Consider the following 14,925-nt stretch of genomic DNA (forward strand, 5'->3'; position numbering starts at 1 on the left):
TCAGCCGACTCACCCGAGTCAGCCGACTCACCCCATTCGACCGACTCACCCGGGGCCCCCGGATCGCCAGGGCTGCCTGCGCTTCCGGGTCCGGCGACGTTGCTCGGTCCGGCGACGCCGCCCCGTCCGCCAGTGCTGCGGGAATCGCCCGCGCCGGAACTGCCTGGGCCGCCAGGCCCACTCCGCCTCCCCGAATCGCCCGCGTCGCCCGGAACTCTGCCGGGGCCCGGATCGTCGGAGCTGCTGGGACCGCCGGTGCTGCCGGGACCCCCCGGACCCGGACCCCCCGGACCCGGACCCCCCGCGCCGCCGCTTCCACCCGCGCTGTTGCCCAGCCCGTCGGCCCGGCCGGCGACTCCGCCGTTGCCCCCACCGTCGCTGCTACCGGAACCCCTGACCCCCTCACCAGCCGCACCGCCCGCACCACCGAAGGCGCCCGCGCTTCCGTCGGCACCACGGTCGCCGGGGTCGCCAGGGCGGCCATGCGCAGCCGAACCCGCCGCGTCCCGGACCGCCTCGACCCTGGCCTCCAGCTTCGTCCGCGCGCCCGCCCACTCCGCCTGCTTCCCATGCGCGCCCGCCCGCTCCCGCGCGCCCACGCCCCCGTGCGCGCGCGGTTCCTTCTCCGCGGCGGGCGGGGCGGAGGCGCCGGACGGGCTCGGGCCGGGCCCGGGGTCCGCGGCGTGCTGGTGATCAGTCATGAGTCCATGGTGACGGCCGAGCCGCCGCCGCGGCAGTCGGAATGACCCTGGCCGGACCCTGATATCGCCCCTGAGCCGGGCCGGGGGAACCGTTCGACGGAACGGCCGGTCGAAGATCAGGGGTGTCTCGGGGGACAACCCTGATGCTCCGCTCCGCCGGCCGTGTGAACATCGATGGCATGCCGGACGTCGCAGCAGCGCCACCACTTGTCGAACCGCGACCGCCGCGCAAGCTCTACCGCAGCAGCGACGGTCGCTGGCTGGGTGGCGTGGCGCGGGGGCTCGCCGGGCATCTCGGGCTGCCCGTGATCTGGGTGCGGCTGGTCTTCGTCGGTCTCTTCATGGCGGACGGCCTCGGCGCGCTGCTCTACGCGTCGTTCTGGTTCTTCGTCCCGCTCGGTGTCGGAGGGGTGGAGGCACAGAGGCCGCCGTCCTTCGTCACGACCGAGACCTCGCCCGACGGCCGCCGCAGAATAGTCGCCCGCAAGCCCGACAAGGGCCAGATCATCGCCCTGCTGCTGATGGTCGTGGTGGCCATGGTCTTCGTGGGCAATGTCAACGTGGGCGGTGGGGCCACCGCCTATCTGTGGCCGACCGTGCTGGTCGGCGCCGGTGTCGCCCTGGTCTGGCGGCAGGCGGACAACGCCCGCCGGGCCCGCTGGGTCGAGGCGGGCCGTCGTAAGCGCACGCTCAACCTGCTCAGAGCGGTCGCCGGTGTCCTGCTGGTCACCGTCGGCGTGACCGCGATCTTCGTCCTCCAGGGCTCGGCCGCCCATCTGGGGTCGGTGCTCCAGGCGGCGCTCGCCGTTCTCGTCGGAATAACGCTGCTCGCCGGTCCGTACCTGGTGCGGATGACGCAGGATCTCTCCCAGGAGCGCCTGATGCGCATCCGCGCCCAGGAGCGGGCGGAGGTCGCGGCCCATGTCCATGACTCGGTCCTGCACACCCTGACCCTGATCCAGCGCAACGCGGAGAACGCGAGCGAGGTGCGCCGCCTGGCCCGCGCCCAGGAGCGCGACCTGCGCACCTGGCTCTACAAGCCCGAGGGCACCGGCAAGGAAGAGGCCGAGGAGCCGGACACCCTGGCCGACGCGGTCCGGGGCAACGCGGCAGAGATCGAGGACAAGCACGGCGTCCCGATCGAGGTGGTCGTGGTCGGTGACTGCCCGCTCGACGACAGAATCGGGGCACAGATGCAGGCTGCGCGCGAGGCAATGGTGAACGCCGCCAAGTACGGTGGCGAGGGCGGTGCCGTGCAGGTCTACGCCGAGGTCGAGGGCAGGACGGTGTTCGTCTCCGTCCGCGACCGGGGACCCGGCTTCGATCTCGACTCGATACCCGCCGACCGGATGGGCGTCAGAGAATCGATCATCGGCCGTATGGAGCGCCATGGGGGCACGGCGCGGCTGCGCGCGGTGCCGGGCGGTGGCACGGAGGTCGAGCTGGAGATGGAGAGGGCGGAGAACACGACATGAGCGACCCGACCGAGGCGAGCGGTACGGCCGGAGCGGCGGAGCCGGCCGAGGCTGTCGAGCCCGGCGGTCCCGCCGGGGGCGGCCCGGGGCGGCATGTGCGGGTGGTCCTGGTCGACGACCACCGTATGTTCCGTACCGGTGTGCAGGCGGAGATCGGCCAGACCGAGCAGACCGGGGTCGAGGTGGTCGGTGAGGCCGCGGACGTCGACCAGGCGGTCACGGTGATCACGGCCACCCGGCCCGAGGTGGTCCTGCTGGATGTGCATCTGCCGGGCGGCGGCGGGGTGGAGGTGCTGCGCCGCAGCGCGCCGTTGATGGCGGACGCCGAGCAGCCGGTGCGCTTTCTGGCCCTGTCGGTGTCGGACGCGGCGGAGGATGTGATCGGGGTGATCCGGGGCGGTGCGCGCGGGTACGTCACCAAGACGATCACGGGCACGGATCTGGTGGACTCCATCTTCCGGGTCCAGGAGGGCGACGCGGTGTTCTCGCCGAGGCTCGCCGGGTTCGTCCTGGACGCGTTCGCTTCCACGGACGCGCCGCCGGTGGACGAGGACCTGGACCGGCTGACCCAGCGCGAGCGTGAGGTGTTGCGGCTGATCGCCCGGGGCTATGCGTACAAGGAGATCGCGAAGCAGCTGTTCATCTCGGTGAAGACGGTGGAGTCGCATGTCTCGGCGGTGCTGAGAAAGCTCCAGCTCTCCAACCGGCATGAGCTGACACGGTGGGCGACGGCACGCAGACTGGTGTGAGCCCGGCGCCCGGGGTGCGGGTCAGGGGGTCAGGGAGCGGCGTTCGTCGCGCAGGGCGCGGAGCACGACCATGGTGACCAGGAGGTTGGCGAGCATGGTCGCGCCGGCCACCCCGATACCGGCCGTCATGGACAGGCTCGGGTCGCCCCAGATGACGAGGGCGGTCAGCCCACAGCTGGATGCCACGACATACGCGAGGTTGAACACGGCGATCCTCCAGCCCTTGCGCCGTCTCTTCGCCTCGGTCCTGCACGCCGCCAGGTAGTTCGTCTCCGCCGCCGAGAGCGGGAACGGCGTCGGCTCCAGCACCGTCTGGACCGCGGAGAGGCTGCGCTCGTTCAGCAGTCCCCGCCGATCGTCCGGGTCGGCCTCCCACTCACGGGCCGCGGCCCAGAGGCGGGGCCGTACGCGGAGGGCCTCGGAGGACTCCGCGATCCAGGTGGCCAGCCGGGGCCAGTCGGTCGTCAGGGCGGGGTGGGCGAGCTGGAGGTACGGCTGCTGGTCGTCCTGGGTGTGGCTGACGAGCAGCCGCCGCTGGATCAGTTCGTCGCAGAGGTCGGCGGCGTCGAGTTCGTCGGCGATGGACTTGGGGACGGCGGGCGTCTGGTGGCGGCCGTCGGTGTCGAGGGCGACCAGTTGCAGCAGAAGGGCACGGGCGCGGTCGGTGTCCTCGGCCGAGAAGCCCTGGAAGAGTTGCTCGGCCGTGTCGGTGAGGCTCGCGCCGATGCTGCCCGCGTACGCCCGGTGGGTGAGGTAGCCGTCCTCGCGTTGCAGCCACAGCCTGCGCAGGACCGCCTGGAGCAGGGGGAGGGCGCCGGTGCCCTCGCCGATGTCCCTCACCAGCCGGTCGGTGAGGCCGGGCTCCAGTTGGACGGCACAGGTGCGGGCGGGCAGTTCCACCGCCTGCCGCATCTCCTGGGCGGTGAAGGGCGGTACCTCGACGGTGCACACCGCGAAGGAGTGCGCCTCGCGCCGTACATCGGCGAGGAAGTCGGAGCGCACCACGGCGATCGGAAGGATCGACGAGTTCTCGGTCAGGGACCGCAGGGAGGAGAGCAGGGCATGGCGTTCACCGGGCGGTACGGAGCGGAACAGTTCCTCGAAGTGGTCCAGGACGGCGACGACCGGCTGTCCGTGCTCCTCGCTCAGGGCGCGGAGCCGGGCGGGCAGGTCCTGGGCGTCCCCCATGGAAGCCTGGGCCAGGACCGGCCAGAGATGGCTGCCGGAAAGGCCGGACGCGCGCAGCGCGGGGATCACACCCGCGTTCACCAGGCTGGTCTTCCCGCTGCCCGAGCCGCCGACGACCGTGCACATACCGAACTCGTGCAGGGTGGCGAGCACCCGCTCCACCAGGGACTCCCGGCCGAAGAACAGATCGGCGTCCGCCATGGAGAAGGCGGCGCGTCCCGGGTACGGGGCGCGGAGTTCCTCGGGGGCCTCCCGGCGGTCGGCTCCGTCCGCCCGGAGCGCGGCCCGTACGGTCTCCACCAGCAGGGGGTCGTCCCAGCCCGAGCGGAGGTCGAGGGCGGTGTGGTCCGTCAGTTGCTCCGGCAGCTGTTCGGCGCCGGGCAGCAGGACCGGAAGGACGCCCGCGTCACCGCGGACGGCCAGACTCTCGATCTCGCGCAACTGCCAGACGCTGAGCAGCCCCGAGGCACCGACGAGCACCACACAGAGCTTGGCGCGCGAGCCGTCCCCCAGCCGCTCGCCGGGCAGATGCTCGACGACCCGGAGCCCGCCTTCGCGGGTGAGCAGATCGCGGAACCGGCCTGCCGCCTCCCGGTCGGCCGCGCGGTACGAGATCAGCACATCCGGCGCCGAGAAGCGGGTGGTGGGGTCGTAGCGGGTCTCCGCGGGCTCGGTCGGCGAGGCCGGGCTGTGGTCCGCCGGTGGCGGGCGGAGTCGCGCGAGCGGGCTGGTGTCGGGGGCGAGCAGGGTGATGGCGGTGCGCAGGTTGGCGTAGGCGCGGGCCAGGCCGCGGCGTTCGGCGGAGCGGCGCGGGTCGGTGATGACCTGCTCGTCGAAGGCGTAGGCCGGTTCATAGGGGATCTGGAGGTCCCAGAAGCCGAGACCGGCGTCGGGGAGGGCGTCGGGGGTGTACGGGTCGAAGGCGTGATGGAAGCGGGCGGCGAAGGAGCCGAGGAGAGCGGTGTCCTGCTGGTCGACGCGGGCGGGGACGACCAGGACCTCCAGGGGGCGGTCGCCGCGCACCTCGCGGACCTGGGGGGAGAGGAAGTGGCGGACCATCCAGGCGGTGCCGTCGAGGTTCTGGAGGTTGGGCGCGCACAGGGTGACGACGGTGTCGGCGAGCTGGTAGGCGCAGATGCCGCCGAGTTCGGTGACGCCGGTGCGGCTGTCGACCAGGACGATGTCGTAGCGCTCGGCGCAGGTGCGGCGGAACCATTCGAAGAACAGTTCGCCGGACCAGACGAAATAGAAGTCCTGCCAGTCGAAGCGGCGCAGTTCGGCGCCGTAGCGGTTGATCTGGTCGTCCGTCAGGCGCTGTCCCGCCGCGAGGAGATCGAGCCGGCCGCCGTCGGGGCGGGGCGGATAGACGGGGGACAGATAGCGGTCGAGGTCGCGGAAGGCGTCCTCCTCGGGGTCCGTGCCGTCCGCCGGTTCCGAAGACGCCATGGACATCGCGTATTTGAAGGCGAGCAGCAGGTCGAGGAGGCCCTCGCGGTCGCGGACGCGGTCGTGGCTGATCGGGAAGAAGTGTTCGAGTCCGGGCGCCTCCAGATCGAAATCGACCATCAGGACGCGCATTCCGCTCCGCGCCAGCTGGTCGGCGATGTTGGCGAGGGCCATGGAGCGGCCGACGCCGCCCTTGTAGGAGTAGAAGGTGACGATCACGCCGCTCCGCCTTCGGTGATGAGCCGGGCCATCGAGACGGTGGGCCGGGTGCCCAGTTCGGTCTCCAGCAGCCGGGCCTTGGCGGCGCTGGGGCGGGCGGCGCGGTAGGCGTCCAGGGTCTGCGGCAGGCTGCTGCGCAGCCAGCGGTCGAGGTGGCGGCGGCTGGCGACGTTCATCTCGCACAGCGGGTCGAGGGCGCCGCCGAAGCGCTGGTCGGTGTGGGCCAGCCGGAGGGCGAGTTCCCGGCGGATCAGTTCGTGCGGGGTGCCCGCGGCGGGATCGTCCGGGGCGACGGTGATCAGCGAGACCTGGGCGCCCCGGTAGAGCGGGGAGGCGACGAAGGCGGCCTCCAGGGTGGGCGCGAGGAGGGAGAGTTCATCGGCGACGACCAGACAGCCGTTGCGGGCGATGTCGCGGAAGAGGAGGGAGTGGGCGGGGTCGTAGCGGAGCAGATCGTCGAAGGCGTAGTACTGGAGCCGGATCTTCCGGCCGCGCAGCAGCAGATCGGGGTCGTTGACCCCGCTCACGGCGGCCTCCAGGATCTGCCGGACGGTGCGGCCGTCGCCGCCGAAGGGTCTCCAGTCGGCGCGGGTGGGACCGTACTGGCCGGTCACGGGGGAGCCGTCGGGGCGGGTGAGGCCGCGCACGATGTCCGCGAGCGGGCCCGCGGGCGCGGCGAGGAGGTCGGCGGCCTCGGTGTCGGTCATGGCGACGACGACCACCGGGAGGCCGATCTCATGGTCGTGGCGGTGGGGCAGGACGGTGCGGGAGAGCGCCGCGTGCAGCACGTTCTGCGGTGGCTGATCGGGGGAGCCGGGTATCAGCCCGGTGATGCCCCAGGGGTCGGGATCGGGCGGGGTCCAGGGGGCGTAGCCGGGTGCGGTGAGGCCGAGGAGGGGAGCAGAGGTGCGGTCGCGGGCCAGGTCCAGGACGCGGCGGGAGCGTTCGGGGTGCTCGCCGAGGATGGTGGTGAGGGCCGGGGAGCGCAGCAGGGCGACGGCTCGGACGGCGGTCACCGCGCGGTCCACGTCCAGCAGTTCCTGCGGGGTGGTCGCCAGCAGTTGGGTGCTGGAGGTGGTGATGCGCCACAGTCCGCCGAGCGCCTCGGTCAGCCGGTCGGCGGTGCCCTGGTCGTTGGGGGCGTGCAGCAGATGCAGATCGCCGGTCAGCCGGCGCGGATGCGGGGGTTCGGCGGGCTGCCGGGCCGGGGTGTCGCCGGCGGGCGGCAGGTGCAGCAGGGCGGCGACGGCGGGCACCACCTCGGCGGCCAGTTCGTGCGGATCGCTGAACCAGCCGACGCCGTGCTCCTTCATCAGCTCCGTACGCAGCCGTTTGATGCCGTCGCCGGGGTGATCGCCGGGGCCGTTGAGGGCGTCGATGTACTGGGTGGGCCAGACGGCGCCGTCCTTGACCAGGAAGATCAGCCGCTTCGCGCCGGTCGCGCCGGCCGTGCGGTACTCCAGTTCGGTGATCGACCGCCCTTGTGGATTCAGCGGACCGGGCTCCGGTACGAAGCCGTAGCGGAAGGCGAAGATCCCGATGTAGAGATCGCAGCTCGCCACGTCCGCGAGGCACTTCTCCAGCGGGCGCTGGTCGAAGGCGGCGTAGTCCTCCATGGCGATCACCTGGAGCGGCAGCCGCCGCAACGCGGTCAGCACCGCCGTCCGGCAGTCCTGGAGATCCGCCACCGTGGACGACAGATAGACCCTCACCCTGCGTACCTCGCTCCTTACGCGGTCAGAACAAGGTACAGGCGGCGGGAGGGAGTTGGGGGCGCGGTCGGTCAGGAGTCCGTAGCCAGGACGATCCACACCACGGGCCCTACACCACCCGCGTCGCCCCGGCGAACGGCATCTGGTCGATCGGCGCCACCCGGACCGGGGCAGACGGGTTCGGGGCGTGGATCATCCGGCCGTCGCCGATGTAGAGGCCGACATGGCTGATACCGGAGTAGAAGAAGACCAGGTCACCGGGGCGCAGCTCGGCGCGGGAGATCCGGCGCCCGGCGTCGATCTGGGCATAGGTGGTCCGGGGCAGGGCGACCCCGGCGGAGCGGTACGCGGCCTGGATGAGGCCCGAGCAGTCGAAGGCGTCGGGCCCGGTGGCGCCCCAGACATACGGGCTGCCGAGCTTCTGCCGGGCGTACGAGACGGCCGCGGCGGCGCGGGCGTTGGGGGCGGCGGCGGTGGTGCCGCCGGACGTGGTGCCGTCGGACGCCGTTCCGCCGGACGCGGTGCCGTCGGCGGGGCCGGTGACGCGGGCCCGTTCCTCGGCGGTGAGCTGCGACAGCAGCCGGCGGGCCGAGTCCAGCTTGCCGTCGACGGTGGTCCGGTGGCGCTTCAGTTCGGCCTGGCGGGCGGTGAGCGAGGCCAGTTCGACCCGGGCGGCACCGCGCAGCCGCTCGATCTCGCCCAGATGCCTGCGGACCCGGGTGACCGCCGCGGACTGCCGGTCACCGGCCCGCTCGGCGAACGCGGCACCGTCCAGATAGCCGTCCGGGTCCTCGGTCAGGGCGAGCTGGAGCGCCGGGTCGAGGCCACCGCCGCGGTACTGGGCGGCAGCCGCGGTCCCGAGCGCCGCCCGCTCGCTGTTGAGCCGCTCCTCCTTGCGGGCCGCCTCGTCCTGGAGCAGCCCCAGCCGCGCCCGCGCGGCCTCCGCCTTCTCCTTGGCGCCGTTGTACTGCTCGGTGGCGGCCTCCGCCTCCTGGTACAGCTGGTCCACCTTGGCCTTGACCTGCGCCGCGGTCAGCTCGGGCGCGGCATGGCCGGTCCCGTCGAACGCGGTCGCGGTCGCCGCGCCGGCGAGGGCGAGCGTGGCCGCCTTACGGGCCTTGCCGCCCCCGGCCGGGAGATGTCGGGGCTTGCGGTGCGCTGCCACGTGGACTGCACGTCCTTTCGTACCTTCGTCCTGCCCGGGGCGCCCGGTGGGAAGCCGGTCGTCTGGGGGAGGACGCTAGGCCGCGGTGTGACAGCTCGGTAACGGAATGTACGGAAATGGCGGGAGGGGAGCGGGTGTGACCGGGCGCGGCACCGAATCGCGTCGGCGCGGAGGCGCCTTCGGGTGCGCCGATGACCGAGGTGCGGGTTCGGTGGTGCGGGAGAGGGGCGGCAGTGTACGCGGGGATGCCGGGGCGGCCGGGAGGTGCCCGGTGTCGGGCGGGGCCGGGGGCGCTGGTTAGGCTCCGGCCCCATGGACGTACTCATCCACCTCTTCGTCGGACTGCACATCATCGGCATCGCCTCGCTGCTCGGTGGCTTCCTCACCCAGATGAAGGCGATGGGGCAGGGCACCGCGCGATTCGTCCCCGCCATGCTGCACGGCGCGCTGACCATGCTGGTCACCGGCGTCGTCCTGGTCGGCCTCAACCAGGCCGACGACCAGGCCGTCAACAACATCAAGATCGGTGTGAAGCTGGCGCTGCTGGTGGTCATCCTCGGACTGGTCTACGTCAAGCGGGACGACGAGAAGGTGGACAAGGGTCTGTTCGGCCTCGTGGGGCTGCTGACCACGGCGAACATCTTCATCGCGGTGCTCTGGACGTAGGGCTCCCGCCGACGTACGGCTCCCGCCGACGTAGGGCTCCCGCACCGGACGCGTGTCAGGGGCTCGGCTCGGGGGCGCGCAGCGCACGCCACGCGCCCTCCACCGCCCCCGCCGCGACCGCCAGCCAGGCCGCCACCGCGACCCACAGCAGCACCTCGGCCGGGGTCCGCAGCCAGGAGATGTCCATCGCGGTCCCGACCGACAGCATCGCGGTCGCCGTCATGCCCATGGGGAACACGGTGGCCCAGCGCCGTACGTCGTAGCCCAGCCGGGGCCGGGCCACCTCTGCCGCCAGCAGGACGGCGTACAGGACCAGGTCGAGGGTGAGCAGTGCGCCGGTGACGGACCGCAGTACCCCACGGTCGTCGGCGTTCCACAGGTACAGCGCCGGGCTGTCGGCGGCGATCAGCCTGGAGCCGGCCAGCGCCCCGCTGGCGAGCGCGCCCGCCGCCAACCAGTGGTCACCGGCCCCTTCCCAGAGCTGCCGGAAGTCGAACCGCGTCAGCGCGAAGGCGTAGAGGACCAGTCCCAGCCAGAACAGGACCATGGCGGCGTGTCCGAGCCAGGCCGCGCCCTCCACCTTCGCCAGGGTCCCGCCGAGCACCGCGAGCCCCTCGGTGGCGACACACGCCAGGAACACCGCGCCCGGCATCCGCTCGCGCCAGTGGGTCACGACGATCACGATCAGCACCGGCCACAGCAGCGCGGCGACGGCCAGCAGGGCCTCGGCGAGATGCTGCCAGTTCTGCGCGGACAGCCGGGTGCCGAGGACGGTGGTCGCGGCGACGGCGGTGAGCGCGGCGGGCGTACCGGCCTCCCGCAGCCAGCGCGGGCGGTCGCCCAGGAGCCGTGCCGCGAAGTCCGCCGCCAGGGCCAGCCAGGTGATCCCGGCCACCGCCAGCAGGATCCCGGACAGCACGTCGTAGCCGGTCAGATGCAGGCCGGTCGACGCGATGCCGGTCGCCATGACGGCCGCCCCGGCCGCCGGTGGACGCTGCGCCCACCAGGCGCGGAGGGAAGGGGTGCCGGTGCCGGACATGGGGCGATCGTAAGGAGCGCGCCGCCTGGGACGGCGGGGGCGCGCACGGGGGTGGACAGAAAGGGGTAAATGGGTACCTTGTGGGCAATTTGCGGGCGCCTTCGGTGGCCACCGGCGGCCGATGGGCGGACGCCCGCCCCCTCCCGTAACGGCCCCCTATGACCCCCACAAAGGGGCGCGCGCCCTTCGACACGCGCCCCCGGCGCTCAACCGCCCCCAGGGCCGGTTCACTACCTCACGCCCCCCGAACCGACCCCCCCGGACCCGACGCCTTCCGTTCCGTTCCGAACCGAACCGAACCGAACCGAACCGAACCGAACCGAACCGAACTGAACCGCCCCGAACCGGCCCGGTCAGGCCGGCCGCACCACGCTGTGGATGGACGACTCGCCGTCGTAGAAGATCGACTCCTCGCGGACGTACGCCCCCGGCTTCGGGGCGTGGATCATCATGCCGTTGCCGATGTAGAGGCCGACATGGGTGACGTCGTCGTAGAAGAAGACCAGGTCACCGGGTTGGGCGGCGGAGACGGAGACCGTGGTTCCGGCGTTGACCTGGTCGTAGGTGACCCGGGGGAGGGAGACGCCGGCGGCCTTCCAGGCGGCCTGGGTGAGGCCGGAGCAGTCGTAGGAGCCGGGTCCAGTGGCGCCCCAGACATACGGCTTGCCGATCTGGGCGCGGGCGAACCCGATCGCCTTCTCGGCCTTGGTGGCGTAGGCCGGGTCCGCGGCGGAGGAACCGGAGTCGGAGCCGGAGTCGGAATCGGAGCCGGTCGAGCCGGAGTCCGAGCCCGAGGAGCCGCTCTGCTCCTCGTTCTGCCGCTCGGCCGCCGCGGCGGCCTCCTGGCGGCGCTGCTCCTCGGCCTGCTGCTGCCGGGCCAGTTCCTCGGCCTTGCGCTCGGCCTCCTCCTGCTTCTTGCGCTCGATCTCGGCGAGCCGGGCCTTCTCCTCCGCCGTCAGCTCGGAGAGCAGCTCGCGCGCGTCCGCCAGCTTCTGCTGGACCGTCGCCTTGGCCGTCTTGAGGTCGTCCTGGGTGTCGGAGAGCGTCTCCAGGCTCTCGCCGGCCTCCTGGCGCTTCTCCATGGTCTCGGACTGCTGGACGAAGTAGTCGTCGACCGCGGTCTTCTGGCGCTCGGTGAGCCGGCCCATCAGCTGGGTCTGGTCGAAGTAGTCCTGCGGCGAGTCGGCCAGCAGCAGACTGGCGGTGCTGGGGGCGGCGGCCCCGGTGCGGTACTGGGCCGCGGCGTAGGAACCCAGCTCCTCGCGCGCGTCGTTCAGCTTCTGGGTGCGCTGCGCCACATCGTCCATCAGGGTGTCGAGGCGCTTGCGCTGCTTGCCGGTCTTCTCTTTCGCCGCGTTGTACTTCTCCGTCGCCGACTCGGCCTGGCGGTAGAGGTCGTCGACCTTCTTCTCGACCTCCTCCAAACTCGGCTTGTCGTCCGCGGGCGCGGCGTTGGCCGTCTGCGAGAGCAGGGCGACGGAGGTCAGGGCGGCGGTGGCGAGGACCGGGGTCCGTATTCCGGCCATGCGCGCGCCCGTGGGGTGGGACTTGCGGTGCGACGCCAAGGAGGCGACTCCTTCCATGGGCCGCCTACCGGGTTAGCTGTCGGGTTCGGGCGGGTGCTTCGGAAGGGTTGCCCTACGGTCCGCTCCCGGGACGGAAGTCGGGACCGATTCACCCCAGGTGTCGGTGGGTCCCCGGCTCCGGCCGCCCTGGGGGCTCGCCGGACTCGACGGAGGCCGGACGGCCCGGCGACGTTCGCCGGTGGGGGTCGTTCGGCCTGCCCGGAACCGTAGCCAACTGGTGTGGCGCCTGTGAAGGTTGGTGGGCGATATGCCCGATACATTTTCGTGACCTTTCCGCCCGGCGGCCCTCCAGGCACGCCCCGCACCCCCTCCCACCGCGCTCTGCTCAAGATCCGCCACCCTGTGTGACCGGACCGGGAGGGCTGCCGGGGAAAGGGGGCGCAGGGCCGGGAGAGAACGGGAAAGTGCGGGAAAGGACCGGGACGGCCGCGGGTTGTCAGTGGGGCGGCCTAGACTCGGAGAGCGATGAGCAGCCTCTTTGACGACAGCTTCCTGGCGGACCTCCGAAGCCCCCGCGGGCACGAGGAGGAACCCCCGCCTCCGCCCGAGGACGAGCACGTACCGGAGCCGGTTCCGGACGATCTGTTCGGCGGGAAGTTCGACGCGCCCCCGGACCGGGACGCGTACTACCGGGACGGCGCCCCGCGCCCCGCGCTCGACCCGGCCGCGCTCCTGGCGGGGCTCAACGAGAACCAGCGCGCGGCGGTCGCCCACGCCGGGACCCCGCTGCTCATCGTGGCCGGCGCGGGCTCCGGCAAGACCCGGGTGCTCACCCACCGCATCGCCTACCTCCTCGCCGAGCGCGGTGTCCACCCCGGCCAGATCCTCGCGATCACCTTCACCAACAAGGCCGCCGGTGAGATGAAGGAGCGCGTCGAGCAGCTCGTCGGCCCGCGCGCGAACGCGATGTGGGTGATGACGTTCCACAGCGCCTGTGTGCGGATCCTGCGCCGCGAGTCCAAGAAGCTCGGCTTCACGTCGTCGTTCTCGATCTACGACGCGGCCGACTCCAAGCGGCTGATGGCCCTGGTCTGCCGCGATCTGGACCTCGACCCCAAGCGCTACCCGCCCAAGTCCTTCAGCGCCAAGATCAGCAACCTCAAGAACGAGCTGATCGACGAGGAGGACTTCGCCGCGCAGGCCACGGACGGCTTCGAGAAGACCCTCGCCCAGGCGTACGCGCTCTACCAGTCCCGGCTGCGCGAGGCCAACGCCCTCGACTTCGACGACCTGATCATGACCACGGTGAACCTGCTCCGCGCGTTCCCCGATGTCGCCGAGCACTACCGCCGCCGCTTCCGGCACGTCCTGGTGGACGAGTACCAGGACACCAACCACGCCCAGTACGCGCTGGTGCGCGAGCTGGTCGGCACCGGGGAGCGCGCCCCCGAGGATCTCGACGTACCGCCGGGCCCGGACGAGCCGACGCCCGCCGAGCTGTGCGTGGTGGGCGACGCCGACCAGTCGATCTACGCCTTCCGAGGCGCGACGATCCGCAACATCCTCCAGTTCGAGGAGGACTACCCGGACGCGACGACGATCCTGCTGGAGCAGAACTACCGCTCCACCCAGACGATCCTCACCGCAGCCAACGCGGTCATCGAGCGCAATGAGTCCCGCCGCCCCAAGAACCTGTGGACCAACGCGGGCGCGGGCGCGCGCATCACCGGCTATGTCGCCGACACCGAGCACGACGAGGCACAGTTCGTCGCCGACGAGATAGACCGCCTCACGGACGCGGGCGACGCCAAGGCGGGCGATGTCGCCGTCTTCTACCGGACGAACGCCCAGTCCCGCGTCTTCGAAGAGGTCTTCATCCGCGTCGGCCTGCCCTACAAGGTCGTCGGCGGCGTCCGCTTCTACGAGCGCAAGGAGGTCAGGGACGTCCTGGCCTATCTGCGGGTCCTCGCCAACCCGGAGGACTCGGTGCCGCTGCGCCGGATCCTCAATGTCCCCAAGCGCGGTATCGGCGACCGCGCGGAGGCCATGATCGACGCGCTCTCCCAGCGCGAGAAGATCAGCTTCCCGCAGGCCCTGAAGCGGGTGGACGAGGCGTACGGCATGGCCGCGCGCTCCACCAACGCCGTGAAGCGGTTCAACACGCTCATGGAGGACCTCCGGACGATCGTGGAGTCCGGCGTGGGCCCCGCCACGGTGCTGGAGGCCGTACTCGAACGCACGGGCTATCTCGCCGAGTTGCAGGCGTCCACCGACCCCCAGGACGAGACCCGGATCGAGAACCTCCAGGAACTCGCCGCCGTCGCGCTGGAGTTCGAGCAGGAGCGCGCCGGGGGCGAGGAGTCACCCGCCGCTCCGGCCCCGGGCGGCACGCTCTCCGACTTCCTGGAGCGGGTCGCCCTGGTCGCCGACTCCGACCAGATCCCGGACGAGGAGGACGGCGCCGGAGTCATCACCCTGATGACCCTGCACACCGCCAAGGGCCTGGAGTTCCCGGTCGTCTTCCTGACCGGCATGGAGGACGGCGTCTTCCCGCACATGCGCGCCCTCGGCCAGACCAAGGAGCTGGAGGAGGAGCGCCGCCTCGCCTATGTCGGCATCACCCGCGCGCGGGAGCGGCTCTACCTCACCCGCTCGGCGATGCGCAGCGCCTGGGGGCAGCCGTCGTACAACCCGCCCTCCCGGTTCCTGGAGGAGATCCCGCCGACGCATGTCGACTGGAAGCGCACGGGGGCGACGGCGGCTCCGGCCGGTCCGGTCTCGGGTGTGGCCGCGTCCCTGTCCTCGACCCGGTCCCGCTCGTCCGCGTCCGGCGCCTCGGGCTTCGCCACCCGCAGATCGACGGAGAAGCCGGTGGTCGGCCTGGCCGTCGGCGACCGGGTGACCCACGACCAGTTCGGGCTGGGCACGGTGGTCGGCGTCAAGGGCACCGGTGGGAACGCGGAGGCGACGATCGACTTCGGAGACGCCAAGCCGAAGCGGCTGCTGCTGCGGTACGCGCCGGTGGAGAAGCTGTAGGGG

9 protein-coding genes and 1 riboswitch are annotated in these 14,925 nt (G+C 72.1%); of the genes, 4 read left to right on the plus strand and 5 right to left on the minus strand.

The features are described from left to right. Positions 1-844: 844 nt before the first annotated feature. Positions 845-2,176 (plus strand): PspC domain-containing protein, encoded by a 1,332-nt coding sequence (locus ABZX40_RS21775; protein WP_355740866.1) that lies wholly within the window; start codon positions 845-847, stop codon positions 2,174-2,176. Beyond that, complete coding sequence (locus tag ABZX40_RS21780; protein ID WP_355740864.1) at positions 2,173-2,925, plus strand: response regulator transcription factor; 753 nt, start codon at positions 2,173-2,175, stop codon at positions 2,923-2,925. Before ABZX40_RS21775 ends, ABZX40_RS21780 begins: the two co-directional genes overlap by 4 nt. Before the next feature lie 21 nt (positions 2,926-2,946). Here ABZX40_RS21780 and ABZX40_RS21785 read toward each other — a convergent pair whose 3' ends face one another. The 3 genes from ABZX40_RS21785 to ABZX40_RS21795 form a co-directional block, all read right to left on the minus strand. Further along, complete coding sequence (locus tag ABZX40_RS21785; RefSeq protein ID WP_355740862.1) at positions 2,947-5,778, minus strand: AAA family ATPase; 2,832 nt, start codon at positions 5,776-5,778, stop codon at positions 2,947-2,949. Then, the gene (locus ABZX40_RS21790) at positions 5,775-7,490 is read right to left on the minus strand and encodes a DUF4062 domain-containing protein (RefSeq protein WP_355740860.1); all 1,716 of its coding nucleotides are present in this window, start codon (positions 7,488-7,490) and stop codon (positions 5,775-5,777) included. The genes ABZX40_RS21785 and ABZX40_RS21790 overlap by 4 nt, the downstream gene beginning before the upstream one ends. A 109-nt stretch (positions 7,491-7,599) precedes the next feature. Continuing rightward, positions 7,600-8,655 (minus strand): NlpC/P60 family protein, encoded by a 1,056-nt coding sequence (locus ABZX40_RS21795; RefSeq protein WP_355740858.1) that lies wholly within the window; start codon positions 8,653-8,655, stop codon positions 7,600-7,602. Positions 8,656-8,967: 312 nt separating this feature from the next. Here ABZX40_RS21795 and ABZX40_RS21800 point away from each other — a divergent pair, with 312 nt between their 5' ends. Continuing rightward, the gene (locus ABZX40_RS21800) at positions 8,968-9,321 is read left to right on the plus strand and encodes a hypothetical protein (RefSeq protein WP_355740856.1); all 354 of its coding nucleotides are present in this window, start codon (positions 8,968-8,970) and stop codon (positions 9,319-9,321) included. A 55-nt stretch (positions 9,322-9,376) separates the two neighbouring features. Here ABZX40_RS21800 and ABZX40_RS21805 read toward each other — a convergent pair whose 3' ends face one another. Next, a complete protein-coding gene (locus tag ABZX40_RS21805; RefSeq protein WP_355740854.1) occupies positions 9,377-10,360 on the minus strand; it encodes a tellurite resistance/C4-dicarboxylate transporter family protein in 984 nt (327 codons plus the stop codon). A 353-nt stretch (positions 10,361-10,713) separates the two neighbouring features. Beyond that, positions 10,714-11,925, minus strand: coding sequence for an NlpC/P60 family protein (locus ABZX40_RS21810; protein WP_355740852.1), 1,212 nt, complete (start codon positions 11,923-11,925; stop codon positions 10,714-10,716). A 6-nt stretch (positions 11,926-11,931) separates the two neighbouring features. Then, a riboswitch (cyclic di-AMP (ydaO/yuaA leader) is annotated at positions 11,932-12,105 on the minus strand. Positions 12,106-12,411: 306 nt separating this feature from the next. Here ABZX40_RS21810 and pcrA point away from each other — a divergent pair. Then, on the plus strand, positions 12,412-14,922 hold the full coding sequence (gene pcrA, locus ABZX40_RS21815) for a DNA helicase PcrA (protein ID WP_355740850.1): 2,511 nt from the start codon (positions 12,412-12,414) through the stop codon (positions 14,920-14,922). Positions 14,923-14,925: the final 3 nt, after the last annotated feature.

The organism is Streptomyces sp. NPDC004610 (assembly GCF_040609715.1).
In the GTDB taxonomy this organism is placed as follows: domain Bacteria; phylum Actinomycetota; class Actinomycetes; order Streptomycetales; family Streptomycetaceae; genus Streptomyces.